The 25,436-nt window shown below is 55.9% G+C and carries 26 protein-coding genes; 23 read left to right on the plus strand and 3 right to left on the minus strand.

Going from position 1 to position 25,436, the window contains the following annotated elements; translation table 11 throughout:
• Positions 1-128 precede the first annotated feature (128 nt).
• The 14 genes from RGB73_RS04105 (at position 129) to RGB73_RS04170 (ending at position 12,085) form a co-directional block, all read left to right on the plus strand.
• Positions 129-959 carry a flagella basal body P-ring formation protein FlgA gene (locus RGB73_RS04105; protein WP_310769379.1) on the plus strand — a complete coding sequence of 277 codons (831 nt, stop codon included), beginning with the start codon at positions 129-131 and terminating at the stop codon, positions 957-959.
• A 3-nt stretch (positions 960-962) separates the two neighbouring features.
• A complete protein-coding gene (locus RGB73_RS04110) occupies positions 963-2,120 on the plus strand; it encodes a CpaE/TadZ family protein (protein ID WP_310769381.1) in 1,158 nt (385 codons plus the stop codon).
• 14 nt (positions 2,121-2,134) lie between these two features.
• Positions 2,135-3,520 carry a TadA family conjugal transfer-associated ATPase gene (locus RGB73_RS04115; RefSeq protein ID WP_310769383.1) on the plus strand — a complete coding sequence of 462 codons (1,386 nt, stop codon included), beginning with the start codon at positions 2,135-2,137 and terminating at the stop codon, positions 3,518-3,520.
• Positions 3,498-4,424: a type II secretion system F family protein gene (locus RGB73_RS04120; protein WP_310769385.1), complete on the plus strand. Its 927-nt coding sequence runs from the start codon at positions 3,498-3,500 to the stop codon at positions 4,422-4,424. The genes RGB73_RS04115 and RGB73_RS04120 overlap by 23 nt, the downstream gene beginning before the upstream one ends.
• Before the next feature lie 4 nt (positions 4,425-4,428).
• On the plus strand, positions 4,429-5,364 hold the full coding sequence (locus RGB73_RS04125; RefSeq protein ID WP_310769387.1) for a type II secretion system F family protein: 936 nt from the start codon (positions 4,429-4,431) through the stop codon (positions 5,362-5,364).
• Positions 5,365-5,477: 113 nt separating this feature from the next.
• Positions 5,478-5,702, plus strand: a complete 225-nt coding sequence (locus RGB73_RS04130; RefSeq protein ID WP_310769389.1) for a hypothetical protein — start codon at positions 5,478-5,480, stop codon at positions 5,700-5,702.
• 125 nt (positions 5,703-5,827) lie between these two features.
• Positions 5,828-7,243 (plus strand): VWA domain-containing protein, encoded by a 1,416-nt coding sequence (locus RGB73_RS04135; protein WP_310769391.1) that lies wholly within the window; start codon positions 5,828-5,830, stop codon positions 7,241-7,243.
• Positions 7,244-7,281: 38 nt separating this feature from the next.
• Positions 7,282-8,364, plus strand: a complete 1,083-nt coding sequence (locus tag RGB73_RS04140) for a hypothetical protein (protein WP_310769393.1) — start codon at positions 7,282-7,284, stop codon at positions 8,362-8,364.
• A gap of 42 nt (positions 8,365-8,406) precedes the next feature.
• Positions 8,407-9,114 carry a YciC family protein gene (locus tag RGB73_RS04145; protein WP_310769395.1) on the plus strand — a complete coding sequence of 236 codons (708 nt, stop codon included), beginning with the start codon at positions 8,407-8,409 and terminating at the stop codon, positions 9,112-9,114.
• Between the two features lie 31 nt (positions 9,115-9,145).
• Complete coding sequence (locus RGB73_RS04150) at positions 9,146-9,346, plus strand: hypothetical protein (protein WP_310769397.1); 201 nt, start codon at positions 9,146-9,148, stop codon at positions 9,344-9,346.
• A 27-nt stretch (positions 9,347-9,373) separates the two neighbouring features.
• The gene (locus tag RGB73_RS04155; protein WP_310769399.1) at positions 9,374-9,568 is read left to right on the plus strand and encodes a hypothetical protein; all 195 of its coding nucleotides are present in this window, start codon (positions 9,374-9,376) and stop codon (positions 9,566-9,568) included.
• A gap of 54 nt (positions 9,569-9,622) precedes the next feature.
• Positions 9,623-10,036 carry a TadE/TadG family type IV pilus assembly protein gene (locus RGB73_RS04160; RefSeq protein WP_310769401.1) on the plus strand — a complete coding sequence of 138 codons (414 nt, stop codon included), beginning with the start codon at positions 9,623-9,625 and terminating at the stop codon, positions 10,034-10,036.
• Entirely contained in the window at positions 10,036-10,710 is a 675-nt protein-coding gene (locus RGB73_RS04165; protein ID WP_310769403.1) for a Tad domain-containing protein, read from the plus strand. Before RGB73_RS04160 ends, RGB73_RS04165 begins: the two co-directional genes overlap by 1 nt.
• 61 nt (positions 10,711-10,771) lie before the next feature.
• The gene (locus RGB73_RS04170; protein ID WP_310769405.1) at positions 10,772-12,085 is read left to right on the plus strand and encodes a VWA domain-containing protein; all 1,314 of its coding nucleotides are present in this window, start codon (positions 10,772-10,774) and stop codon (positions 12,083-12,085) included.
• Positions 12,086-12,228: 143 nt separating this feature from the next.
• Here the strand turns inward: RGB73_RS04170 and RGB73_RS04175 are convergent, their stop codons facing one another.
• Entirely contained in the window at positions 12,229-12,816 is a 588-nt protein-coding gene (locus tag RGB73_RS04175; RefSeq protein WP_310769407.1) for a hypothetical protein, read from the minus strand.
• A gap of 214 nt (positions 12,817-13,030) precedes the next feature.
• On the opposite strand from RGB73_RS04175, the gene RGB73_RS04180 reads away from it, so the two are divergent.
• Complete coding sequence (locus RGB73_RS04180; RefSeq protein ID WP_310769409.1) at positions 13,031-13,825, plus strand: DUF169 domain-containing protein; 795 nt, start codon at positions 13,031-13,033, stop codon at positions 13,823-13,825.
• Between the two features lie 30 nt (positions 13,826-13,855).
• The gene (locus tag RGB73_RS04185) at positions 13,856-14,518 is read left to right on the plus strand and encodes a hypothetical protein (protein WP_310769410.1); all 663 of its coding nucleotides are present in this window, start codon (positions 13,856-13,858) and stop codon (positions 14,516-14,518) included.
• A 130-nt stretch (positions 14,519-14,648) separates the two neighbouring features.
• Here RGB73_RS04185 and RGB73_RS04190 read toward each other — a convergent pair whose 3' ends face one another.
• Positions 14,649-15,764 carry an aminopeptidase gene (locus tag RGB73_RS04190; protein WP_310769412.1) on the minus strand — a complete coding sequence of 372 codons (1,116 nt, stop codon included), beginning with the start codon at positions 15,762-15,764 and terminating at the stop codon, positions 14,649-14,651.
• Positions 15,765-15,851: 87 nt separating this feature from the next.
• On the minus strand, positions 15,852-17,051 hold the full coding sequence (locus tag RGB73_RS04195) for an iron-containing alcohol dehydrogenase (protein ID WP_310769413.1): 1,200 nt from the start codon (positions 17,049-17,051) through the stop codon (positions 15,852-15,854).
• Positions 17,052-17,392: 341 nt separating this feature from the next.
• Between RGB73_RS04195 and purC the strand changes: the two genes are divergently transcribed.
• The 7 genes from purC to purN are packed head-to-tail and all read left to right on the plus strand — an operon-like array spanning position 17,393 to position 24,353.
• Entirely contained in the window at positions 17,393-18,112 is a 720-nt protein-coding gene (purC, locus tag RGB73_RS04200; protein ID WP_310769415.1) for a phosphoribosylaminoimidazolesuccinocarboxamide synthase, read from the plus strand.
• Positions 18,105-18,353, plus strand: coding sequence for a phosphoribosylformylglycinamidine synthase subunit PurS (gene purS, locus RGB73_RS04205; protein WP_310769417.1), 249 nt, complete (start codon positions 18,105-18,107; stop codon positions 18,351-18,353). The genes purC and purS overlap by 8 nt, the downstream gene beginning before the upstream one ends.
• Before the next feature lie 4 nt (positions 18,354-18,357).
• Positions 18,358-19,050 (plus strand): phosphoribosylformylglycinamidine synthase subunit PurQ, encoded by a 693-nt coding sequence (gene purQ, locus RGB73_RS04210; protein ID WP_310769419.1) that lies wholly within the window; start codon positions 18,358-18,360, stop codon positions 19,048-19,050.
• The gene (purL, locus tag RGB73_RS04215; protein WP_310769421.1) at positions 19,031-21,274 is read left to right on the plus strand and encodes a phosphoribosylformylglycinamidine synthase subunit PurL; all 2,244 of its coding nucleotides are present in this window, start codon (positions 19,031-19,033) and stop codon (positions 21,272-21,274) included. Before purQ ends, purL begins: the two co-directional genes overlap by 20 nt.
• Positions 21,259-22,677 (plus strand): amidophosphoribosyltransferase, encoded by a 1,419-nt coding sequence (purF, locus tag RGB73_RS04220; RefSeq protein WP_310769424.1) that lies wholly within the window; start codon positions 21,259-21,261, stop codon positions 22,675-22,677. The genes purL and purF overlap by 16 nt, the downstream gene beginning before the upstream one ends.
• Before the next feature lie 33 nt (positions 22,678-22,710).
• Complete coding sequence (purM, locus tag RGB73_RS04225) at positions 22,711-23,751, plus strand: phosphoribosylformylglycinamidine cyclo-ligase (protein WP_310769426.1); 1,041 nt, start codon at positions 22,711-22,713, stop codon at positions 23,749-23,751.
• Complete coding sequence (gene purN, locus RGB73_RS04230; RefSeq protein WP_310769428.1) at positions 23,745-24,353, plus strand: phosphoribosylglycinamide formyltransferase; 609 nt, start codon at positions 23,745-23,747, stop codon at positions 24,351-24,353. Before purM ends, purN begins: the two co-directional genes overlap by 7 nt.
• Positions 24,354-25,436: the final 1,083 nt, after the last annotated feature.

Consider the following 25,436-nt stretch of genomic DNA (forward strand, 5'->3'; position numbering starts at 1 on the left):
TAGGTATTTTTCCTTATTTTGTAAAAATTGGTGTTTTATCGACAGTATTTTACACGATTCCATTTTGGGCTCCTGTAAAATTTTTGGGAGAAGACTCCTGATTTTGAACAAAGAGAGGATATTTTCTGATGTTGGAATCCAAACGAAGAGCCATCATTTTCCTTGTTTTATCTTTTTTGCTAGCAGCGCTGGCCGGTTTTCTGTTTTTGAAAAAGATCAAGGATATCAACGCCCAGCTGGGCGAGATGGTGGAGATTTACGAAGCGAATGCCGATATTCCCTCCCGTGCTCTGATCCAGCCGGATCAGCTGACCGTGAGGAAGATACCGAAGAAGTACGCGGATGATTCCTACGTCACCGACAAGCTGAGCTTGAAAAACCAGGTAACCATCGTTCCCTTATCCAAAGGGGACATCATTACGAAAAATATCCTCAAGCCGGCCAATATCGTCCGGGACCAAAACAATCGGCTGGTCACCGTGTTCGCCTCGGGGAATATCGTCTTTGACCAGGAGCTGGAGGCGCTTGACCGCGTAGACATCATCGTCTCCCATACGGTAGGCGGACAGCCGGTTACGGAAGTATTCATGAAGGACGTACCTGTGGCGATGGTGGCCAAGTCGGAAAACAAGTTTAAGGGAGTCGCTCTGGAATTGCCGTTTCAGGAAGTGCCCAAGTTCATCCACCAGCAGCATTACGCGGAAGTCATCCGCATTTTGAAAGCCAATGTCGGGAAAGGGGAGCTGGGGATCCCTGATCCGTTCTCCAAGTCAGGGACGGAGCAAAAGGAAGCAATGCCCGCCGACAAGCCTACAGCGGAAACAAAGCAGGTCGCACCGCCGGCCGGACAGACACCGCCAGCCGGGCAAAATCCGCCTGCAGTGCAAAAGCCTCCTGCAGCGCCGCCCCCGGCGGGGCAGACGCAACACACTACGCAGACACCAAAAACCGGGGGATAAGTCATGAACAAAGATCTGAAAATTCTCGTCGTCGCGGATTACGAGTCGGTCAAGGAAATGCTGCGAGAGTTGCTCGCCGCTTACGAACAAGTGCAATATACGACCTCGATAGAAGTGAAAAAGGAAATTGACCGGATCGGTCCCGACGTCGTGCTGCTCGTCCAGCCGGAAGATGGAGCGGGTGTCGAGCTGGTCCAGTACATACAAGGCGAGCTGCCAGAGGGAATCGTCATTTTTCTTACGGAGAAGCAGGATTTCATCTTGCTGCGGGATGTCGTCCGCGCAGGCGCTGTGGAATACATCGTGATGCCGGATGAGCTCAATCTGCTTACAGACCGTCTGGAGAAAATCTCTGAGCTGGCGCAGATTCAGCAGCGGAAGAGCGGTACGGACGCATCCGGAAAAGCGTTCGTCCGTGGGCGCGGAAAGATTATTTCCTTTTACAGCGGAAAGGGCGGAAGCGGCTGCACCCAGCTGGCGACAGGATATGCCCAGGCGTTGAAGCTGGAATCTACGGCGAGCGTCCTCTTGATCGACCTCAACCTGCAGTACGGCGGGGTCGAAACCTTTCTCTCCTTTGACAGCAACCGCACGCTTGGCGATTTGATCCCTGTCATGAACGAGATCAACGAATTCCATATCCGCAACGTCGCGCAGAGAGAGAACCACTCCAAGCTGGAGGTGCTCGTCAGCCCGCGCGATGCCGAGACGGCGGAAAATATGTCGGAGGCTTTCGTCACCAGACTGATTCGCGCCAGCCGCCGCAGCTACGACTTCGTCATCATCGACTTGCCTTCCCATATGAACGAGCTGACGTACGCAGCACTGTCGGAATCGGACCTGATCTACTATGTGATGAACCTGGATACGCCATCCGTGCAAATTTACAGGCTGGTAGATGACCTGTTTCGCCGCCTGCGGATCGATACGGCAGGCAGGCTGGAGGTGGTCGTCAATCAGGTCGGACGTGACAACGAGCTGCTCGTATCCGATCTCAAAGGGTTGATCAACGTTCCGATCACCGCCGAGATCAGCCGCGACCATCAAGGGGTGCAGGCAGCTGTGAACCAGGGCAAGCCGCTGCAAAAAGAGGCGAACGAGAAAAAGCTCTCGTCGGCCGCCAAAGACATTCGCAAATGGGTACTCAACAAACTGTCATAGAGGGTGGGAGTTAGATGGCGTTATTTCGACGCAAGCAAGAACAGACCACGCCTGGCGAAGAAGCTCCCCGGACGCTTGCCGCCTCGCTTGCGGCTCCTTCCTACAATCCGTACATCGACGAGCTGGCTGAGCATTACAAAACCCGTCTTCTGCGGGAAACGAATCTCGAGCGTCTGACCAGCCTGAATCCTCAGGAGATGCGGCTTGCCATCGAGCGGATGGTTTCCCAGTACATGTCGGAAGAAAAGGTCGTCATTCCCCGGGGCGAAAAGGAATTGCTCCTGACACGTCTGATCAATGAATCGGTCGGGCTGGGGCCGTTGGAGCCGCTGCTCGCCGATCCGGAGATCACCGAGATCTCCATCAACGGCCACAATCTCGTCTACATCGAAAAGCGCGGGAGACTGGAATTGACCGATCTGAAGTTTCGCGACGAGGAACATCTGCGCCACATCGTCGATCGAATCGTGGCTCCACTCGGCAGACGCATCGACGAGAGCTCGCCGATGGTCGATGCGCGATTGAAGGACGGAAGCCGCGTGAACGCGGTCATTCCGCCGATCAGCCTGAACGGCACACTGGTTTCGATCCGGAAATTCCGCAAAGAGCCGTATCTGATGGCAGACCTGATGCAATTCGACTCGTTCAACGAGCCCATGTCGCAGTTTTTGCAGGCTGTCGTCGAGGCGAAAATGAACGTGCTGATCTCCGGCGGTACCGGCAGCGGAAAAACGACGCTCCTGAATGCGGTAGCCAGAGCCATCCCGCACTACGAGCGGGTCATTACCATCGAGGATTCGGCGGAGCTAAAGCTGGCGCATCCCAACTGCGTCGGTATGGAGGCGCGTCCGCCCAACATGGAGGGAAAAGGAGAAGTCACGATTCGCCAGCTCGTGCGAAATTCCCTCAGGATGAGGCCGGACCGGATCATCGTCGGGGAGGTGCGCGGAGCCGAAGCGTTTGACATGCTGCAAGCGATGAATACGGGGCATGAAGGCTCGCTTACCACCGTCCACGCCAACTCGCCTCATGACGCATTCAACCGCCTGGAAGGGATGGTCGTCATGGCGGGGATGGATTTGCCGTCGTCCATCGTGCGCGAGTACATCGTCAGCGCGCTCGATATCATCGTACAGGTCACACGCCTCTCGGACGGAACGAGAAAAATCGTGTCGATCTCGGAAGTGGCGAAATCGGATGACAAACGGATCGAGGTGCAAGAGATTTTTCGCTTCAAACGAACCGGGATCGGCAGCAAAGGGGAGGTGCTCGGTTACTTTACGCCGACGGGCATCGTTCCGAAATGTTTGGAGCGGATCGAAATTTCCGGCATTCAGCTGGATACGTCCATTTTCCGGACGGAGGGAGGGATGATACGTGACCATAGCTATTCTTATTAGTATCGCTGTCCTGTTTGGCTTTTGGGGCTTGTACGAGTACATGGGCTACCGGATGAAGAAAACCGAATGGAAAAAGCGGGCGGAAGAGTGGTACGAGGTCAAAACCAAGCGAAAAAGCTTCATCGTCGTGTGGGGCGACAAATTTGACCAGCTGCCCATGGCCAAAGAAGTGCGTCAAAGGCTGAGAAAGGCGAACATTCCCCTGACCCCGTCCGAACTGTACGCGGGAATGGCGGTGGGGGCCGCTCTGATCGCCTTTTTCCTGAACAATGTCGTCGCCATCCCGTCGCCGTACAATATCATCGCTGGTGTGTCCCTGATGTACATCATCCAGAAATTCGTGTTTTTTACGAGGCGCAACAAATATTTGGACAGATTAAACGATCAGCTCTCAGAGGTGTGCCGACTGCTGGCGAACTCGCTGCGCGCCGGCCTGACTTTGACGCAAGGCATCGCCATCGTAGCCAAGGAGCTGAATGCGCCAGCGGGAGAAGAGTTCAAGCGCATGTCCCGCGAGCTGCAGCTTGGCGTCAGCTTTGACCGTGCCCTGCAGGAGATGGAAAAGCGGATTCCCACACGCGACTTCCGGATTTTTTCGGCTACTCTCCTCATTCAGCGCCGGGCGGGGGGAAACCTCAGCGAGGTGCTGCAGGAGATGGCGGAGACGATGGAGGAGCGCCGCATCGTCTCCCAGGAAATCAAAACGATGACAGCCGAGCAGCGGTACGTTTCGTATCTGGTGCCGATCATGCCGGTGATCCTGGTGCTGATGATGAACATGATCAACCGGGGGTTTATCGACCCGCTCTTTACGCCGGCCGGCCTGATCATTCTCGGGTTGTTTATTGCAGGCACGCTATTGTCCTATATCCTCGTGAAAAAAGTGACCAACATAAAGGTGTGATGGCATGGATGCCCTGATTCTCACATGTCTGTTTCTGTTCTTGTTGTTCTTTTCCATTTTCTTAAAAGAGTGGTATTTGTACTCCAGCGAAAAGCGCAAGCTGATCGATCATATGTACGATGTGACCGGCTACAGGTCCTACGATGTGCGGAAGCCGGAAACAGCCTCGGAGCGGGTGCTGAAACGGCTACTGCGCTACGGAGACGATTATTCAGCTTTAGGTCAGCGTCTCAACTTTTTCAGCGAATCGCACGAGGTCGAAGACTGGCTGTTGAAGGCGGGGCGCCCGCTTGATTTGACTGTCGCCCGGTTTCAGGGAGTCAAGATCGTCCTGTCCCTGCTGGGGGTTATCGCGGGTTCCGTATTTTTTGTTCTGAGCCTGCCCTTTTCGCAATTCGGCATCATTCTCTGGCCGCTCGTCGGGTACTTTCTCCCGATCCTCTGGCTGAAAAGGAAGGCGCGAGAGAGACAGCAGCAAATCCGCTATGACTTGCCGGAATTTCTCGACACCGTCAGTGTCACGCTGCAGGCAGGGGTCAGTCTCGACCATGCGCTGCGCGAGGTGATCCGTTTCTTTAGTGGACCGATCCGGGAAGAATTTTCTCGCTTCAATCAGGAGATCGATCTCGGGGTGCCTCGTGAAAAAGCATACGAGCACTTGCTGCGGCGCAATGACAACCCGGAGTTTCAGATGCTGATCAAATCCCTGATTCAGGGCATGCGGCTGGGGGTCCCCATTTCCGTCACCTTTAAAGTGCAGGCGGAAAACATGCGGCGGATGCGCAAGGAGCTGGTCAAGGAAAAAGCGGCCAAGGCATCGCCAAAAGTGACCCTGATCACGACGCTGGTAGTCGCACCTACAGCCATGCTGATGATTGGCGGGCTTATGGTGTTAAACATTTTAAAAGACACAGAAAAGTTTACAGGCATTTTAAAGTAGGATCCGTTCCTTGGGCTTTGCTAGGAGGTGATGCTGCACACAGTCGAGCATGAATGCAACGTGCAGTTCTGATGAAGCATTTCAAAAATATGGCTTTGGAGGAGTAGATTCGTATGAAAAATTGGATGAAAAAAGTGACTGGTACATTTTTTAGACCGCTGCGCAATCAAAAGGGTGCGCAATCCATTGAGTGGATTGCTTTGGCCGCTGTCGTTCTGGCGGTTTTGGGAGCCGTCGCCACCTATTTTGGCGACGATGAAGACAAAGTAGGGAAAGCTGTATCCGGCACCCTCTCCGATGTCATTGAACACGTTGGCGACAAAATTACTGGAGACTAATCATGTTCATGCTCTCTTGCCATTCGATTCGTACTTGCAGGCAGTGGGAATGCGATCCCCCACTGCCTCGCTTCCCATCTTGATGGCACACAACAGTCTTTGAACGTTACGGGGGTACATAAAAAATGAAGCTGATGAAGATGCTGGCGCTAGCCCTCGTGCTGATGACTTTGTTGCACGCATGCTCCAGCGAGAGTCCGACAGATCCGCAGGAGACCACAGCTCCGCCTCAAACAGCAGAGCCTCCCGTGCAAAGTCCGGCGGTGAATGAACCCGGCAAGCAGCAGCCCTCCCATGAAGAGCGTATGGCGGCGCTCAAAGCCTCGCTGCCGGAGGGAGTCACCAAAGTTCCCGAAACGGCGGAGGAAATAGCAAAATTTCCGGCCGGACGTTTCGCAGGTGCGAACAACAGCAAGCAGGGAGAGCCGATGAAGGAGTTTCTGGAACAACTCCCGCCTGCGCACGAAGCGGATGAAGAGACGGCCAATCTGTACTTTCTCGCTCTCCTGAGTGCGTTTGCCGAAAACTATCCGGACCCTGCGCAAATCGAGTATGACATCAAAATGGCCGCGTTTGGAAGTCCTGAGATGGATGACCCGCGTTACCAATTTAAAGAACAGTACAATGTCGAGATCATATTGGATGCGAGTGGAAGCATGGGTGCGAGCATGGGAGGCCAATCGAAAATGGAGGCAGCGAAGGAAGCCATTCTGTCGTTCGCCAAATCCTTGCCCCAGGATGCGAAGGTAGCCCTCCGCGTATACGGACACAAGGGAAGCGGAAAAGACGCGGACAAAGCCCTCTCCTGCTCCAGCACGGAATTGGTGTACGGGATGCAGGCGTACAACGAACAAACCATGCAGAAAAGCCTCAAAGCATTCCAGCCGACGGGGTGGACTCCGATCGCTTTTTCGTTGCAGGAAGCGCAAAAGGATTTGCAGAGCTTCTCAGGCGAGAAAAGCACCAACATGATCTATCTGGTGAGCGACGGCGTGGAAACATGCGGTGGCGATCCAGTGGCAGCTGCGAAACAGCTGGCTACTTCCAGCATTACACCGATCGTCAATGTCATTGGGTTCGACGTGGACAGCGATGGGCAGAAGCAGCTGCGGGCAGTGGCGGAAGCGGCTGGCGGTCGCTATGTGACGATCAAGGACCAGAAGGCGCTGCAAGAAGAGTTTGGCAAGGCCAGGGAGGCGGCGCGCCAGTGGTACAGCTGGAAAAGAAACGAGTCCCATGAGGCCTACTCGCAAAAAGTTGACTATTTGATCAACAATACGAGCTTCAAGCTGGAGTGGAAGTTCCTGGCGGACGATGAGGCGGACAATCTCAAATGGGCGATTCGTCAGATGGAACGGGACGACCGGTTCTCCAAGGAGCTCGTAGCCGAACTGGAAAAGAAGCAGAAAGAGCGGGAACGACTTGTCAACGATTCAGCGGAGAAACTGGAAGATTTCCTGGATTCTTTGACCAAGAAGTCGTACAAGGAAACGATCGAAGCGATTCAAAAGGAATACAACGCAAACGTAAATAAACCGTAGCCGGGTGAATTTCCAGGCACAAGCAAAGGGGGGAGTGTATGAGCAGCCTGTTACGACGTTCAAAATGGGCCGGAGTCATTGCCTGCCTGATTTTGCTGATGAATCTGTTGCCGTTTGGAGCTATCGTCCATGCAGAAGGACTGTCGACCGGGGACGTCAAGCCCGGTGACATCACACCGGGAGACATTGACCCCGGAAGGCTTCGCCCCGGCGATATACAGCCGGGAAATGTGCAATGGGATACGGGTGGGATCCAGCCGGGGGAAATCCAGCCGGGCGATGTGCAACCGGGCGATGTGAAGCCGGGCAATGTGGATCCAGGAGATTTGCAACCAGGTGACGTGCAACCGGGTGACGTGCAGCCGGGTGACGTGCAACCAGGCGATGTGAATCCAGGCAATGTACAGCCGGGCAATGTGCGGCCAGGATCGGTGCAGCCGGGCGATACGCAGCCGGGGGGTGTCTCATCAGGCGACATCAAGCCGGACAATATCGCGCCGGGAAGCGTAAAACCGGGCGATCTCGGTGGTTCCAAAGATTCGCAGGCGTATGAGTATATCAAATGGTCAGCGAACAATGCCTTTGGCGGCAGCCTGAAATACACGGCGGATTTGACCATGCAAGGGGAAGTATCCCCGAGCAGTCTCGCTTGGGGACGCGGACTGTTTTTGGCGGAGCTCGGCGTGAGGGCCTTTGATATTCAGATGAAGGGTACCCCTTTGGAAGATCTGAGCGGTTCGTTCGTAGACGGATTTGACGGAGCGGCGGGCTATGCCAATGTCAAATTCATTTCCGACCTCAGAAGCGGCCTGCCCGTAACGGGACTCGTCAAAGGGCTGAACATCGCTGCGGCGGGCATCAGCCTGGTTTTTGACGGGTACGACACCTTCACCAATTTCCGCGATGCGTTTGATTCAAGCAAAGGGAAAGACGAGCGAATCGACTTTTTCATTGATGGAACAGGGACTGCGGGCAGTACCTTCATCGACGCCGCCGTCATCGCCGCGATGATCCCAGGCGGGCAAACCGTTGCCGTCGTCCTGGTCAGCGTGGGCGCAGCGCTATGGGTCGGCAGCCGGCTGGTGAAGTGGAGCCGAAAAATATACAAATTGTTTGCGTAGATGGTGCGTGTCTATGATTTCTGAGGATGGGAATGAACACGATTGAAGCATCCATTGAAAGAAAGCTTTCTTTTCTATACGAGACACATCGAATCCATGCTGTTGATCTCGGCAGTGGTGGTCCTTCCGTTTTTGCTCATCCACAACTACGCCGTAAATACGATCAACTTCATGGCTTCGTTCACCGGGGCCAAAATTGTGTCTGGCTATTTCAATCTATTTTTGTTGCTGCTGTTCATCACGATCGTGCAGCTTCCGTTTGCGCAGTTCGTGCAAAACCATCTGGACGGCGAGGAACGGCCTGTCCGCCAGGCGCTGGGCAGCTTTTTGGATAATGGCTTTTCCCTGTTTGTCTTTAGTGTGGTCTACGTCCTGGCGGTGTCGACAGGGATGCTTCTGTTTCTGGTGCCGGGGCTGGTGATCCTCGTCCTGTTTTATCTCACGCCCTACCTGATGGTGATCAAAAAACAGCCTGTGAAAGAGAGCTGGAAAAAGGCGTTTGGAGTCGGAAAGAAGCATTTTTTCCCCATCTTGGGGGTCATCTTGCTCGCGAGTGTCGTGGAATGGATCATCGGGCTGATCGGTTTGTACACGGTGACGTACATTACGACGAGCTTTGGCGCTGTGCTATTTACCCAAATCCTGCTGAATGTGATTATTTTCCCGCTCATTGCGGTGATTTTCACCATGTACACGCACAAATGGATGGATGAATCGAAGAGCGCCGAAAGCGAACCGCTGGAGGGGTAGCAGCAGGGACAAGAAGGGAGAGGGGTACGGGTTGTCTACGAAGGAAGCCAAAATGCAGAGGTTTTGGAACGTGGCCGCCATCATTTTGTACGGGGTATTTTTGCCGTTATCCTGCCTGTTTTTGATTGTGGGTGAATCCATTCCGATCGCCTTGATTCTCTTCTGGTTTTTGCTCCCCTATATCGAGCAGTCGGGGATGGAGCATCTGCGGCAAAAAGAGCTGAAACGATAATTCCCGCCTGGGGAGGAGGAGGTTGCCATGTCCAAGCAGGAACGAAACTGGCGGCGCTTTTGGACGTTCATGCTGATTTATTTTTACGCCTTGATCACGCCGGCGACGATCGTGAGCGCGATCTACACAGAGGATTTTCCGCTTAGCCTGGTGATACTTGCTATCGGACTGCCGTTCATGCGCAAGAATCACCTCGCCGCTCTTCGCAGGAAGCATGCCTGAAGTCCAGTCGCCGGAAAAGAGAGCGGAAATCGCGGAGAGGAGGGGGCGAGCGGCATGCGAATCAAGCAAGCACTGTCCAACGAAAAGGGCGCCATTACGATCGAATTTCTCGGAATCCTGCCGCTGGTCTTCATCATCATGCTGATCTGCTGGCAATTTTTGATTGGCGTATACGGGGTCATTGCCGGCCAATCAGCGGCCAATGAGGCTGCCAAGGTGTATGCGATCACGCAAAGCGAGAGCTCGGCTCTGGCTGCTGCGGAAAAAGTGCTGAACGGTGCTGGAGGCGGCATCCGCTACAGCAGCGGCGAATCGTACGTAGAGACGACAGGGGACGGCTACTTCAAGGTAAAGGTCGGCGTCGATCTGGACATCATCTTTTTGCCGGATATTTTGACCCACAATATGGATGAGAGCGACAAGGTCATTTCTTTTCAACGCGAGATCACGAGCCGGGTGGTTCGCTGATGAAGAACATCGCAGGGTACATTCGAAACGAACGCGGAAATGTCACGATTCTGTCCATCAGCTTCTTTTTCGTCATCATGCTGATCCTGTTCATGGCGCTGTTTAACCTGTCGACGGTTTTCGCCTTCAAGGAGCAGGCGTCGAACGGCGCACAGCAAGCGGCCCTGGCCGCGATCAAGCCGGTGTACGACGAAATGGAAATAGCCATTAGACGATACGATACTGCCCCGGGGCGTTACTATGACGAAAGGTATATATGGCCAGCACTCGAATTGGCCGAAAGCTCGATTCGTGCCAGCCATTGGGATTGGGCGCAGAGCGAAGTCCGGTATGCGGCCATTGACCAGGTCCTCGGCAACTGGCTGCCGGCCAACCCGGAGCTTTTGGGCTATGTCATCGACGGGCTCACTTCGGCCCAGGCCGAAATACCGGGTGTCGTCGCCAAAATTTTAAACGACAACCATGCGACGGTATCCGGCTCCATCGTTGTGATCTTCAATGCGGAGCAGCGTGTCGAAGTACAGACATCCGCCCGCTTTCGCTCTACGACATTTGACTTTCCCTTTATGCCCGACCCGCAGCATGAGGAGGAAGTATACCAGACCGCGCAGAGCAGACAGATTGGATTTTTGGATGCCGTAGGGGGCTGGGGGTCCATTTCCCTCACCTTGTAAAATCACGTCCTGCCAAACGATCACGTAATCATCGACATCATACAAGGAGGCTGTCAAAAGGATGCGAAACATACACAGGCGGCTGTTTGGCCTGATGAACAGTTTCTTGATTCTGCTTCTGGCCAGCGGATGTTCGCTGGGGGCAGCGGGGGCGGGTTCGCAGTCCGGAGGGTCTCGATTGCCGCAAACGACGCAGGAGTTAATCGCAGCCGAACCGGGACCTTTGGCGGGAACGCAGTTTTACCTCGCCCAGTACCCGAATCGAGCCGCGATCACGAACATTTTGGAGAGGATGCCGACGGTGGTGGATGGCATGGACCAGTCCCTGTTGGATACGTACTGGAATCAGCTGCTCCTTCTCTTCTCGGAAGATTACCTCAGTCCGCAGATGGTTGTGGATCGGTGGAAAATGGCATCCTTTGGAAGCCCTGACATCGGGGATGCCCGGTTTCAGTTTCGCGAGAATTTCAACGTGGAAATCATTTTGGATGCGAGCGGGAGCATGGCCGGAAAGATCGGCGACAAGACGAAGATGCAGCTGGCCAAGGAAGCGATCAAGGAATTTGCGGAATCGCTCCCGGAGGAGGCGAAGATTTCCTTGCGGGTGTACGGACACAAAGGAAGCAATGCCGATACCCACAAACAGCTCTCCTGCAGCAGCAGCGACATGGTCTACCAGCTGCAATCGTATAACGCCGAGAAGCTGGATCAGGCTCTCGCCATGTTTGAGCCGACGGGATGGACTTCCATCGCGCACTCGTTGCGTCTCGCGCAGCAGGATCTGGCGGCGTTTGACGCAAAGAAGAACACCAACGTCATTTATCTGGTCAGCGACGGCATCGAGACGTGCGACGGCGACCCCGTGGCGGTCGCCAGAGAATTGTCCCAGTCCAATATCATGCCGCTCCTAAATGTCATCGGGTTCGACGTCAACGCCGAGGGGCAAAAGCAGCTGAAGGCGATCGCTCAGGCTTCCCAAGGGCTGTACGCGAATGTGACCAACCGCGACCAGTTCAAGAAGGAGCTGGAGCGGGCGAAGGAAATCGCCGAGAAATGGGAGCAGTGGAAACGCGACGCCTGGACGGAAGTGGGCAACATCCTCATCGACCGAAGAAAGTGGATAGATGCCTACGATCGGGATTGGTACGAGAAAAACTGGCGCGAGAGCATGAACCTGGGGACGGCGATCGACTATTTGTACGCCACAGGAAAGATCGGCAATGAGGCAAAAGCGTACTTCACCCAACAAAGACAAAGCAGAGAAGCCCTGGCGACCCAGTCCAAAGAAGAGCTGATCGATTACCTCGTCAATCTCACCAACAAGACGTATGAGGAAATGCGCGTGGAGATCGAGGAAAAGTACAGCGGCGGCTAGGGGAGGATTCTCTTTTTCATAGAAACCGAACAAAAAAACAGCGGGAATGGGCCTCCCGCTGTTTTTCATACAGATAGAAATTAAAGGCAACCGCGGCTCCGCCAAAAGCCATGGCGTAGCCGGGTTTTCTAATCAGATGTGTTTTAGATGTACGTGAAGGTAACCACTTGGCGCGACACGGTATCGACTCCGATCGCGATGGCTTGTCGGCCGTCGGTATAGTAAAAGTAGCGTTTCAGATCGTCCGGATTCGGGGGAGAAGTCTTGACCAACTGGAAAGCCGCAGGGGTAAGCAGCCTTTGCGTACGGATGAACTCTTCCGCGGCCTGCTTGAGCTCGGCATCCGTCATCGTCTTTGCGGTTCGCTCTCCATCCGTGCCGAGTACATCGATGGATACCGAGAGCACGACCTTCGACTTCGGGTCGATGATGGCGTGAAAGGCGGAAACTTCTCCGGGTTGGGGGTTGCGGTTCAAGACGGCATGGACGGGAACTCCTCGGAAGATCGGTTCGCCGGTAGCCGACTCCACGAGCTTGGCCGGATCCTCCAGCGTGATTTCCCGATCGGCTGCGCTTACGTCGAGATGGTAGTATTGCCTGACAGCGGCAGAGGCGATCTGCGCCGCTTCGTCTTTGGTAAGTCCCTGCACCTGCTCAGGGGAAGAGTCTGTACTGCAGCCGGTCAGCAGCGAGACAAACAGGAGCAGCTTGATCCACGAAAACTTTGTCATTGTACCCTCCGTTGTTCCTTGTAAGTCATGTCTATCTTAGCAAGGATGGGGTCACATCGAAATCGATTTTCCTTTCCAGCACCTTACGAAGTTGTAAGCTTCGCCTTAGGGGGGAAACCAGGCGGGCAGACCCGCATTTCCAGGAAGAGAGGAGTTCGCAGGAGAAGAGACGAAACATTCAGAGTACGGTTTATTTCCAAAGGAGGGGTAGAGCGTGAACGCAAAAGAGCTGAACCAAGCCATCCGAGATTATGTGAGGACGGAGACGTTTCCTGTGGGAGTCAAAATCGTAAAGGACAAGGGAGCGCTGCCTGCGAAGGCGAAGCGTCCGGTGCGCGATCTGGGATACCCGATCACCATTTGCCAGGCCGTCAGCTTTTCCCGCCGATACGGCTGGAGCATCGCCATGAACGGGTCTGATCTATCCTGTCCCATCGCCCAGGTGGCGTTTGGCTACGAGGAGCCGCTGCCTTACTATGCGGAAGGCAATCTGGCCTGCGGCATGTACACCGATTCGCTGGAGGCGGGGGCGAAAAGCGAGCAGAACGTCCCCAAGCTTTCCGCGGAAGAGAGCGGGTATTACGTGTCCTATCCGCTGGAGCGGGCGGAGGTAGATCCGGATGTCGTCGTCATCTACGGCAATTCCGCACAGGTCATGCGCCTGGTGGCAGGGATGCTGTACAAGCGGGGCGGTTCGCTTCCCTCGACGTTCTCCAGCCGGGCGGACTGCGCGGACATCGCGATCAAGCCGCTGCAGACAGGCGAGCCGCAAGTGATCGTGCCTTGCTATGGCGACAGGCTGTTCGCCCAGACGCAGGATCACGAGATGGCGTTCAGCTTCCATTTCCGGGATGCGGCAGAGCTGGTTGAAGGGCTGGCCGGCACGCAAAAAGGCGGCGTGCGCTATCCCATCCCGTCTTTCCTGCGTTACGAGGCCCAGTTCCCGCCTACCTATCAAAAGCTCACAGACCTGTTTGGGGAAGGGAAAGAGAAGGAGCTGTCGTCGTAGGAGGACAAGGAAGGCTGTAAGGAGGAGACAGTGAGAAACTCAAGGGGAATCGTGCTTGCCGGCTGTCTGGTCGTCGTACTGGCCGGTTTCGTCGGCTGGTACACGGAGGCAGCAGAGACACCTGTTCCTTTTTTGACCCAAACGTCTCTGGATCGCGTGAGCTTCCAGGACCAATGGGATCGGTTCCGACAACAGGCAGGCATATCCGAAGACGCCAGGGTGGAAGAGTTCCATCTCATCCACGATCAGCGGCAACAGGCAGTATCGCTTCGCTTGCGGATCCTGGACGAAGTGGACGGCCAGTTCTACCGCTACCTTTCGAAGGCGTGCTATGACTGTCCGGTTAAAGGCGAGAGCGGGAAGGCTGTTTGGAAAAAGCGCAGGCTGGACATAGCGGAAGCAGGGGAAACGAAAAGGTTGGCCAAAGCCACGTCGTTCTTTCAGGCGTTGGATGCGGGAATGCAAAGCGCGGAGATTTCTCGGAGCGATTTTCCCTACTATTTGATAGCCAGCGATGGCACGTACGAGACGGTTGCGTTGCCAGGCACCTATTATCAGGTCAAAAGATCCAAAGTAAAGCGAATGCCCTCTTCCAATCGGGAGGATGCTGCCGGTTTTTCTATCAAAATCAGGGGAAGCGGCACACCCGGACCGTTTCCCAGCAGCGACGAGGATGTACTCCTGCTATTCTGATCGAACAGAAAGTCGTTGCCAGTCCAGGGTAACGCAAGAGCTGCTTGCCGTACGTCACAATACAAAATAAGGGCAAATCCCGCGTCTTCTTTGAGACGATTGGGATTTGCCCTTTCTACTTGGAAAGCTTCTACACCAGATTTTCCGGATTCAGACCTTCCAGCTCCGGCAGGACGAAGCGGCCGTCTTTGCGGATCAGGACGTCGTCGAACCAAATCTCGCCGCCGCCGTATTCCGGACGCTGGATTTGCACCAGATCCCAGTGTACGGAGGAGCGGTTGCCGTTGTCCGCCACGTTGTAGGCGTTGCCCGGTGTGAAGTGGAAGCTGCCGGCGATCTTTTCGTCGAACAGGATGTCGAGCATCGGATGCAAGATGTGCGGGTTGAAGCCGATGGCGAATTCGCCGATGTAGCGTGCGCCTTCATCCGTGTCGAGGATGTCGTTCAGCGCCTTGGTGTTGGAGCTGGTCGCCTCGACGATTTTCCCTTCCTTAAAGGTGAATTGCACGTCGGTAAAGGAAATGCCGTTGTAGACGGTCGCGGCGTTGTAGAAGATCGTGCCTTCTACGGAATCGCGCACAGGCGCCGTGTATACCTCGCCGTCAGGGATGTTGCGTTTGCCGTCGCATTTGATGGCGTTGATCCCTTTGATGGAGAAACGCAGGTCGGTTTTCGGGCCGACGATGCGGACGCGGTCGGTGCGCTCCATCAGTTCCTTCAGCGGGTCCATCGCGTTGGACATTTTTTGGTAATCGAGGTTGCAGACGGAGAAGTAGAAGTCTTCGAAGCCCTCCAGGCTCATCCCCGACAGCTGCGCCATGGATTTGTTCGGGTAGCGCAGGACGACCCAGCGCTTGTTCGGCACGCGCTCGTTTGTATGTACGGGCTGGTACAGGAAGCGGGAATAGATGCCCATCTTGTCTTCCGGCACGTCGGCGTATTCGTTGATGTTGTCAAAGGCGCGCACGGCGATGTAAGCATCCATGTCTTTCATCCGCTCGTACTCGTACTTGGCCATCAGCGCCATGTGCTCTTCGCTCGTGCCTTGGTACAGGGCCCGGTTTACTTCCTGGTCTTTCAGGGTGACCAGCGGCAGGGCGCCTACTGCAAACGCTTCACGTACGAGTGCGCGCACGAGCTCAGGCTGCAGGCCGGTGTTTTCGATCAGCACTTTTTCCCCTTTTTGCAAATTGAGCGAGTAGCGGACGAGACGGCTGGCGAGTTCGTTAATCCGTGGATCTGCCATTGTTTCGCAACCTCCATAATAAAAATTTTTTTATTAGGTCTATTATCGCACAATTCCCGAAGAGCACGCCAGTCTATATGCGATGCCTTATAAGCACGCTTCGTAAATGGCTACGATGTCCTCGGCATTCAGCTTTCGAGAGCTCGGCAAATACCCGACGCCGCGCCCTCCGATGACTACGGCCTCCTCTGCCATTTTGCCCAAAGCGTCACGAGTTACCCCGAAATCGGCGAGGCGTTCCGTGATGCCCATCCGCTCATACCAGGTGCGCACGGCCGCGATAGTAGCCAGTGCCGCTTCCCGCTCGTCCTCGGCGGTCACCCCAAAGCAGTGGCGGCCCATCCGTGCCAGACGCTCCGGGCGATCCGGGAGAATCACCTGTTCGAAATAGGGAAGGGACAAAATGGCGAGACCTCTGCCGTGAGCCATGTCGTAAATGCCGCTGAGCGGATGCTCCACGCCGTGTAATGGCATCCCTGCCCCACGGCCTGCGTTGGCAAACGGGCTGATGCCAAGTGTGCTGACCCAGAGCAAAGTAGAGCGCGCTTCTTCATGGTCAGGCTGCTCGATGGCAGTAAGCGAATGCCGTGCGACCAGGCGGATGAGCGTTTCCGAGATGCCGTCCTGGACATGGGTGCCTTCTGCGCTGATCAGATAGGCTTCAAACAGATGGGAGAAAATGTCGGCGCACGCCTCCGCTGTGACTCGAGCGGGCACGGTATACGTGACCGACGGATCGAGAATGGCGATTTTCGGATAGAGAGCAGGGCCGTTGATGGACGATTTTTCGTGTGTGTCCCAATGGGTCAGCACACTGATGTTGTTGGCCTCGGAACCGGTGGCGGCAACCGTCGGCACGGTCATCAGCGGCAGGGCTTCCTGCACGGGGACGAGCTCCTTGGCCGAACCGCTCGGATTGCCCCGCATGTAATCGTAAATCGGTCGTCCGGAGCGGGCAGCGGCAGCAATCGCTTTGGAAGCGTCCATGACCGAGCCGCCTCCCACGGCGAGAATGAAGTCGCAGCCGTGCTCACGAGCCATGGCGGCTCCGGCGTCGACGGTGGATGTGCGCGGGTTCGGCTCGATTTTGTCAAAAAGGACGCTCGCGACTCCTGCTGTCTGCAAGAGCGCCTGTACCTGATCCAGCAGCCCGGTCCGCTTGGCGGCATTTCCACCCGTGACGAGCAGCGCCTTTTTGCCCATGGAACGGGCTGCCTCGCCGAGGCGGTTCAGCTCGCCGACGCCAAAGTATATGTGGGTAGGAAAAGATACTTCAAAAGGAAACATCTGAATACCTTCCTTCTTTCTTTGCTTCGTTCTTCATTAGAGTGCACCACTCTCAGTGTATCACATGAAAGGGAGGAGAGCCCAGGCGAGAGGCGCGGGGGAGGTTTGGGCAGGAAGGAGGAGAGGTGAAGCGGCGGAGCAAAGGGAAGGTAGGGAAAAAGGTGTACAAACGAATATTAGACTAGGAATAAAAGATGAATTGCTAGCAATTCCCGAACTATTGTCGAGAGACGTTCCTGCTTTTTTCGTTGATAAATGCGTATGTTTGTGTTTTAATGTAGTTGAAACGTTCGTGAATTCGCATTAACTCAACCTTTTTAGCTGGGAAGGTGGCTCCTAAAGTGGAAAAACAGGAACAACTCTACGAAGGTAAGGCGAAACGTATTTATCGGACATCGACGCCTGATCAATACTGGGTGGAGTATAAAGACGACGCAACGGCATTCAACGGTGAAAAAAGAGCGCAAATCACGGGCAAAGGCGAACTGAACAACCGGATTACCGCCATCTTTTTCACGATGCTAAAAGAGCGTGGGATCGACAACCATTTCATCCGCCTGTTGTCAGCCACGGAGCAAATCGTGCGCAAAGTGGACATTATCCCCTTGGAAGTGGTCGTCCGCAACATCGCGGCAGGCTCGCTGGCCAAGCGGCTGGGCATGGAGGAAGGCACCGTGCTTCCGCAGCCGGTTGTCGAGTTTTACTACAAAGACGATGCTTTGGGAGATCCGCTGGTGAATGCGTCCCACATCAAGGTGATGGGAATCGCGAGCGAAAGCGACCTGGCGACCCTCGAGAAAATGGGCCTCGCCGTCAATGAAGTGCTGCGTCCCTACCTGAGGGAACGAAACATCACGCTGGTCGATTTTAAATTGGAATTTGGCAAAACGGCGGACGGAGAAATTCTCCTCGCCGATGAGATATCGCCGGACACGTGCCGGTTCTGGGACTCCGAAACGAACGAAAAGCTGGATAAGGACCGCTTCCGCCGCGATTTGGGCAATGTAGAGGAAGCGTATCAGGAAATGCTGAAAAGATTGGGAGGAGACGTACATGTTTAAAGCAATCGTTTACGTAACTTTGCGCGAGAGCGTATTGGACCCGCAAGGACACGCGGTGAAAGGCGCCCTGCATTCTCTCGGTTTCGATGAAGTAAACAATGTGCGCATCGGCAAGTACATGGAGCTCGAGCTGGGCACGAACGACCGCGCCCAAGCGGAAGAGCGCGTACGTGAAATGTCCGAGAAGCTCTTGGCCAATACGGTGGTTGAAGACTATCGCTTTGAGATCGTGGAGGGTTAACGACATGCGAGTAGCGGTTATTGTCTTTCCCGGCTCCAATGCCGACATCGATTTGTACAACGCGGTTGAAGACGTCATGGGAGTGCCGGTCGATTACGTATGGCACTCGGATACGGACCTTTCCCGGTATGACGCGATTTTTCTGCCGGGCGGTTTCTCCTACGGGGACTACCTGCGCTGCGGTGCGGTCGCCCGATTCTCGCCGGTCATGGAGCAGGTGGTAAAAGCGGCGGAAGAAGGCAAGCTGGTCATGGGGATTTGCAACGGCTTCCAGATCCTGACCGAAGTCGGCTTGCTCCCTGGCGCGCTGCTGCGCAACCGTTCGCTCAAATTCCGCTGCAAGCTGTCCGCGCTGCGCGTGGAAAACAACGACACCCCGTTCACCCGCGACTATGCGGCCGGGGAAGTCATTCACATTCCGATCGCGCACGGCGAAGGAAACTACTACTGCGATGAAGCGACGCTGGCCCAGCTGAAGGCGAACGGCCAGATCGTCTTCCGCTATCACGGCGAAAACCCGAATGGCTCGCTGGAAGATATCGCAGGCATCTGCAATGAGCGCGGCAACGTCCTCGGCATGATGCCTCACCCGGAGCGCTCCGTCCACACCTGGATGACTTCCGATGACGGACGCCGGATGTTTACCTCGATTCTAAAGACGTGGAGGGAAAAAAGCAGTGTCACAACTCACGCATAAAGAACCGACAGCCGAGCAAATTGCCGATCAGAAGCTCTACCGCGAGATCGGCCTGACGGATGAAGAATACGGCCGTGTCGTAGAGATCATCGGCCGCAAACCGAACTGGACAGAAACTGGTCTTTACAGCGTCATGTGGTCGGAGCACTGCTCGTACAAAAACTCCAAGCCAGTGCTGCGCCGCTTCCCGACAAAGGGTCCGCGCGTCCTGCAAGGTCCAGGGGAAGGTGCCGGGATTGTGGACATCGGCGACAACCAGGCCGTCGTCTTCAAGATCGAGAGCCACAATCACCCGTCTGCGATCGAGCCGTACCAAGGGGCAGCGACAGGCGTGGGCGGCATCATCCGCGACGTGTTTTCCATGGGCGCTCGTCCGATTGCCCTCCTCAATTCGCTTCGTTTCGGGGAGCTTACGTCTCCTCGCGTGAAATATTTGTTTGAACACGTCGTATCAGGGATCGCGGGCTACGGGAACTGCATCGGCATTCCGACCGTAGGCGGCGAAGTGAACTTCGACCCGACCTACGAGGGCAACCCGCTGGTAAACGCGATGTGCGTCGGTCTGATCGACCATGAGAAAATCCAGAAGGGTGTCGCTTCCGGGATCGGCAACCCTGTGATCTACGTAGGCTCCAGCACAGGCCGCGACGGGATTCACGGCGCGACCTTCGCATCCGAAGAGCTTACCGAAGAATCAGAGAAAAAGCGTCCGGCAGTACAAGTGGGCGACCCGTTCATGGAAAAGCTGCTGCTGGAAGCTTGCCTGGAGTTGATCGACACTGGCATCGTCGTCGGGATCCAGGACATGGGGGCGGCTGGCCTTACCAGCTCCAGCTCCGAAATGGCTTCCAAAGCGGGCAACGGAATCGAGATGAACCTCGATCTGGTACCGCAGCGCGAAGCAGGCATGTCTGCTTACGAAATGATGCTGTCCGAATCGCAAGAGCGCATGCTGGTCGTCGTAGAAAAGGGCAAGGAAGCGGAAGCGATCGCGATCTTTGACAAGTGGGGCTTGGCTTCCGCTGTCGTGGGCAAAGTAACGGATGACAACATGCTCCGCCTCTTGCACAAGGGCGAAGTCGTGGCGGAAGTGCCGGTGAACAGCCTGGCGGACGAAGCGCCTGTGTACCATCGTCCCTCCGCAGTTCCGGCTTACTACGAGGCGGGCGCAAGCGTAGACGTGCTGGCCGCGATCCCTCAGCCAGCCGACCTGAACGAAACGCTGAAAAGCATTCTGGCGCAGCCAACCGTGGCCAACAAATCGTGGGTGTATGAGCAGTACGACCATATCGTTCGTGCAAATACCGCGGTGAAGCCTGGTTCCGATGCGGCTGTCGTCATGGTCCGCGGCACCCGCAAGGCGCTGGCGATGAGCACAGACTGCAACGGCCGCTACGTGTATCTCGATCCGAAAGTGGGCGGCGCGATTGCGGTAGCGGAATCCGCGCGCAATGTCGTCTGCTCCGGTGCAGAACCGCTGGCCATCACCGACTGCCTCAACTTCGGCAGCCCGGAAAAGCCTGAGGTGTTCTGGCAGTTTGAAAAGGCGTGCGAGGGCATGAGCGAAGCGTGTGTAGCCCTGGATTCGCCGGTAATCGGCGGCAACGTCTCTTTCTACAACGAACGCAGCGGCGATGCCATCTACCCGACCCCAACCGTCGGAATGGTGGGACTGATCACCGATGTCGACCATATTACCACGCAAAACTTCAAGCACGAAGGCGACGCGATCATCCTCCTGGGTGAGACTTTTGCAGAGCTGGGCGGCTCGGAATATCAAAAACTGGTGACAGGCTCCATCTCCGGTCGTCCGCCGCAAATCGACCTGGCCAAGGAAGCGGCGGTTCAAAAACTGACGCTGGAAGCGATCCGCAGCGGTCTCGTCAAGTCCGCGCACGACCTGTCCGAGGGCGGACTGGGTGTCGCCCTGGCGGAATCCTGCTTTGGCGAAGGCTTCGGTGCGCAAGTGACGCTGGAATCGGCACTTCGTCCGGATGTTCTTTTGTTCAGCGAATCGCAATCCCGCATTCTGCTCAGCACGTCCGCAGACAAAGCGGAAGCGCTGCTGGCGCTGGCAGCGAAGCACGGAGTGCCTGCTGCGAAAATCGGTACGACCGGCGGGGATCGCCTGGTCGTCAACGTAAACGGTAAGGAAGAAATCAACGCTTCGATTCAAGAGGTGAAAGCAGCCTGGAAGGATGCGATTCCATGTTTGATCGGATAATCTGGGACGAACTGAATGAAGAATGCGGCGTCTTTGGCATCTACAACCACAAGGAAGCTCCCCAGCTGACATACTTGGGACTGCACGCTTTGCAGCATCGCGGTCAGGAGAGCGCAGGAATCTGCGCCTCCGACGGCGAGAAGTGGTATAAGCACCGCGGAATGGGCCTGGTGGCGGAGGCGTTTGGCAAAGGCGACCTGGAGAAGTTCAAAGGGCACATCGCCATCGGCCACACCCGTTACACGACAGCCGGCTCCAGCAAAATCGAGAATGCGCAGCCGCTCTTTTTCCGCTATGCGCAAGGCAGCATGGCTGTCGCCCACAACGGAAATCTCGTAAACGCCGCTGTGCTGAGAAAAGAGCTGGAAGCCAAAGGCTCCATTTTTCAAACGACCAGCGACACCGAGGTCATTGCCCACCTGATTGCCCGTTCCGAGCGTACCGATCTGCCGGGAGCGGTGAAAGATGCACTCCAGCACATCAAGGGCGCGTATGCGCTCTGCGTCATGAACGAGCATCAACTGGTGATCGCACTCGACCCGAATGGCCTGCGTCCTTTGTCGCTCGGCCGTCTGGGCGATGCCGTCTGCGTCGCTTCCGAGACGTGCGCCTTTGACATCATCGGCGCGGAATACTGGCGGGATGTGCAGCCGGGCGAGTTGATCGTAGTCGACGAGAACGGCATCATGGAGTCTACTCATGCAGAGAAGACGCAGCGCTCGATGTGCATCTTCGAATACATTTACTTCGCACGTCCGGACAGCGACATTGACGGAATCAACGTGCACATGGCACGCAAACGGCTGGGCAAGCAGCTCGCCGCCGAAGCCCCTATGGATGCGGACGTCATCATCGGCGTGCCTGATTCCAGCATTTCGGCCGCGATCGGGTTTGCGGAAGCGACCGGCATCCCGTACGAGATCGGCTTGATCAAGAACCGCTACGTCGGGCGCACGTTTATCCAGCCGAGCCAGGAGCTGCGCGAGCGCGCGGTCTACATGAAGCTCTCTGCCGTCCGCAAAGTGGTGGAAGGCAAGCGCGTCGTGATGATCGACGACTCCATCGTGCGCGGGACGACCAGCAATCGCATCGTCCGCATGCTGCGCGAAGCAGGTGCCAAGGAAGTGCATGTGCGCATCAGTTCTCCGCCCGTCATGAATCCGTGCTTTTACGGCATCGATACCTCGACGCGCGACGAGCTGATCGCCGCCACCAAGTCCGTAGAGGAAATTCGCCAGGCGATCGGTGCGGATTCGCTCTCCTTCCTGTCTGTGGAAGGGATGCTCCAGGCGATCGGCCGGGAAGATTCGGCTCCAAACAACGGTCATTGCCTCGCTTGTTTCACCGGGCAATACCCGACCGAGATCGACTTTGAAGAAGCGCTGCCGGCGCTCAAGTGCTAAGGCAGCCCAGCACCTCTTGTAGGGGGAGAAACGATGAGTGAAGCATACAAACAAGCAGGCGTCGACATCGATGCGGGGAACGAAGCAGTCGAACGCATGAAAAAGCATGTCAAGCGGACCTTCCGTCCCGAAGTGCTGACCGATTTGGGCGGCTTCGGAGCGCTGTTCCGCATGGATACCAAGAAGTATGAGAAGCCGGTGCTCGTCTCCGGTACGGATGGCGTCGGCACCAAGCTGAAGCTGGCGTTTGCCATGGACAAACACGACACCATCGGGATCGATGCGGTCGCGATGTGCGTCAACGACGTGGTCGTGCAAGGGGCGGAACCGCTCTTTTTCCTCGACTACCTGGCTGTCGACAAGGTCATTCCCGAGAAGATCGAAGCGATTGTCAAAGGAATTGCGGATGGCTGCACGCAGGCAGGCTGCTCCCTGATCGGCGGAGAAACGGCAGAGATGCCCGGCATGTATTCGGAAGGCGAGTACGACATCGCCGGCTTTACCGTAGGCGTCGTCGATGAGAGCAAAATGATCACCGGCCAAACCGTCGCGCCGGGTGACGTCCTCATCGGTCTGGCGTCCAGCGGCGTGCACAGCAACGGGTTTTCGCTCGTGCGCAAGGTGCTCCTCGCCGACAAAGGCATGTCGCTCCACGACCATGTAGACGTACTGGGCAAAAAGCTGGGCGAGGAACTCCTGACGCCGACGCGCATTTACGTCAAACAGGTGCTTTCTGTGCTGGAAACGCATGAGGTAAAGGCGCTGGCCCACATCACGGGCGGCGGCTTCACGGAAAACATCCCGCGCGTCCTCCCGGAAGGCACCCAAGCGGTGATCGACGTCGGCGCCTGGCCAGTCCTGCCGATTTTCGAGCTCGTGCAAGACGCCGGCAGCATCTCCTATCCGGACATGTACAAGACCTTCAATATGGGCATCGGCATGATTCTGGTCGTCAAGCCGGAGGATGCGGGATCCGTCACGGAAAAACTCCAGGAGCTGGGTGAGCAGCCGTATCGCATCGGCGAAATTCGGGCAGGGGAGCGAAAAGTCGTATACAACGGGGTGGAATGGTGAAAAAGGTAGCCATTTTCGCCTCCGGCAGCGGCTCCAACTTCGAAGCGATCGTCCAGGCCGTGCAAAGCGGACGGCTGAACGGCGTCGAAGTCGAGCTGCTCGTCTGCGACAAGCCGGGAGCCAAGGTGCTGGAACGGGCACATCGTCTGGGCATCGAAGCGTTCGTGTTCGAACCGAAGTCGTACCCGGACAAAGCCGCTTTCGAAGCGGAAATCGTCGCCCAGCTCCAGCAGCGGGAAATCTCTCTGGTGGTCCTCGCGGGATACATGCGCCTCGTCGGGGACACGCTCTTGTCCGCCTATGAAGGCCGCATCATCAATCTCCACCCGTCCCTCCTGCCGGCGTTTACCGGCAAGGACGCGATCGGCCAGGCACTGGCTTACGGGGTAAAGATAACGGGGGTAACGGTACACGTGGTCGACGCCGGTCTCGATACCGGACCGATCATCGCACAAATTCCCGTAGCCGTGCAGGACAATGACACTGCCGAAACTCTGGCTGCCCGCATCCACGAAGTCGAGCACGGCCTTTTGGTAGACGTCATCCAATGGATCGCAGAAGGAAGAGTCAAACTGGAAGGCCGCCACGTCCAGTTGCTATAAAGCATAAGGGAATGAAGGAAGGAAAAGCGCTCTGTTCGAGGAACAGGCGCTTTTTTTTGTTGGTCGGAGCGACGAGTCCCTGTTTCCGGCAGATCAGTTCGAGCAAGCAGGAATAGAACTGCGAAGCGCATGCCCAAGCATGCTTTTGCAAAGCCCGCCAAACAAAATAGCCGCCCAGGAAAAAGGGGAAAAAAGCGAAGGTCTTAGGGACACCACCCAGGCGGAGCGGAAAAAGTGGAACACGCCCGAGCGGCCACCCATGAGAAGCTTCCGTGATACGGCGACTTTGGCCGCCGTTCCACTTTTGGAGCGCAGCCGGCCAGAGATAGCATCCGTGCAAGTGTCCCTACGAACCTGGAGCGTTTTCCCCTTTTTCCACCCCAGGCACAGAAGTCCGAGCGAGCTCAAAGAAGAACAACGAAGCGGCACCCAGACAAACATTTGGATCTTTACAAAGCCGGCCAAACAAAAAGGCCGCCCAGGAAAAAGGGGAAAAAAGCGAAGGTCTTAGGGACACCACCCAGGCGGAGCGGAAAAAGTGGAACACGCCCGAGCGGCCACCCATGAGAAGCTTCCGTGATACGACGACTTTGGCCGCCGTTCCACTTTTGGAGCGCAGCCGGCCAGAGATAGCATCGAAGCAGTGTCCCTACGAACCTGGAGCGTTTTCCCCTTTTTCCGCCCCAGGCACAGAAGTTCGAGCGAGCACAAATAAGAACAACGAAGCGGCACCCAGACAAGCATTTGGATCTTTACAAAGCCCGCCAAACAAAATAGCCACCCAGGGAAAAGGGGGAAAAAAGCGAAGGTCTTAGGGACACCACCCAGGCGGAGCGGAAAAAGTGGAACACGCTAGAGCGGCCACCCATGAGAAGCTTCCGTGATACGGCGACTTTGGCCGCCGTTCCACTTTTGGAGCGCAGCCGGCCACAGATAACATCCGTGCAAGTGTCCCTACGAACCTGGAGCGTTTTCCCCTTTTTCCGCCCCAGGCACAAAAGTTCGAACGAACCAAGAAAAGAACTCCGCAGCTTATGTTGCATGCTTTAAAACCCTCGCATGAACAAACGCCCGAAAAGGTAG

It is taken from the genome of Brevibacillus brevis (genome assembly GCF_031583145.1).
Classification (GTDB): Bacteria; Bacillota; Bacilli; order Brevibacillales; family Brevibacillaceae; genus Brevibacillus; species Brevibacillus brevis_E.